Annotated in this window: 2 protein-coding genes; one reads left to right on the top strand and one right to left on the bottom strand. The window is 64.0% G+C overall.

The features are described 5' to 3' along the window. The first annotated feature begins 129 nt into the window (after nucleotides 1-129). On the top strand, nucleotides 130-600 hold the full coding sequence (rlmH, locus tag A2I95_RS41275) for a 23S rRNA (pseudouridine(1915)-N(3))-methyltransferase RlmH (protein WP_291738067.1): 471 nt from the start codon (nucleotides 130-132) through the stop codon (nucleotides 598-600). Between the two features lie 57 nt (nucleotides 601-657). Here rlmH and A2I95_RS41270 read toward each other — a convergent pair whose 3' ends face one another. Continuing rightward, a complete protein-coding gene (locus A2I95_RS41270; RefSeq protein WP_291738066.1) occupies nucleotides 658-1,014 on the bottom strand; it encodes a hypothetical protein in 357 nt (118 codons plus the stop codon). Nucleotides 1,015-1,098: the final 84 nt, after the last annotated feature.

Here is a 1,098-nt window from a genome sequence, read left to right as displayed (position 1 = left end):
AGCTCGAGAAGATGTGGATGCCCGCAGGCACCGCGGCAGCCCCGTCAACCCCGGCTGCCGAGGGCTGATCCAAGGCTGATTTGATGCAGGCCCGCGCCTGGGTGCGGGCCGGATTGCTTTTGGAATTTCATGCGACTGCATATCTGTGCGGCCGGCCGGTTGCGGGCTGGCCCTGAAAAATCCCTCATCGACGACTATATTGCCCGGTTCGACCGGACCGGCCGCGCGCTGGGCCTGGGGCCTGCGCGGGTGGTGGAGATTGAGGACAAGAAGAATGGGGGCATGGCGGCGGAGGCTGCATTGCTGCGCAAGTCGCTGCCCAAGGGCGCGGTGATCTGCACCCTGGACGAGCGCGGCAAGGTGATTTCGTCCCCGGATTTCGCGGATAAGCTGGCAGGCTGGCGCGACAGCGGCCGTCAGGATCTGGCGCTGATCATCGGCGGAGCAGACGGAATTGATCCCGGCTTGCGGGCCGAGGCCGATTTCTCGATCTCCTTCGGCAAGATGGTCTGGCCGCATATGCTGGTGCGGGTGATGCTGGCCGAGCAGATCTACCGCGCCGCCACCATTCTGGCGGGAAGCCCCTATCACCGGGTGTGAGCTGTCGCGCCAAATCAGAATGCGCCTGCGGCGCGAGTATTTTTTCAAAGAAGAAGATCAGGGCAGGGCGAGGGTGTATGTGTCCTGGCCCCAACCGTCCACGTGGCAGCGGGCCTGGATCTGCACCTGGGTTGTGCCCTCTGGGATCTGCACGCCGTTCAGGGACCGGGTGAAAGGCTGTTCCTGTTCATGCGGATGCGCCAGCACGCGCAGGTCCAGCTCATTGCCCGTCATGTCCAGCACCCGCCAGCCGTCGGCATAGTGATCCCAGCCGGTATCGGGGTGGGAGAGAGTGACGCTGAACGTCCAACCGCCGCCGGATTGACGGGCGGTGGCATTCTCGATCACCGGCTCTTCCGCCAGGGCGGGAAGCGCTACGGAGCAGAGTGCGAAAGCGGCAAGGGTCTGTTTCATGGCGCTACCTTAGATGCGTGCCCGCAGGAGGTGCAGTCACGAAACTGTGTCCCCTTTACTGACTGGCGGGATGCGCAGCAGGAT

Source organism: Leisingera sp. F5 (genome assembly GCF_001593695.1).
Note: the sequence above shows the minus strand (reverse complement) of the source record. Positions and strands in the feature narration are given on the sequence as shown.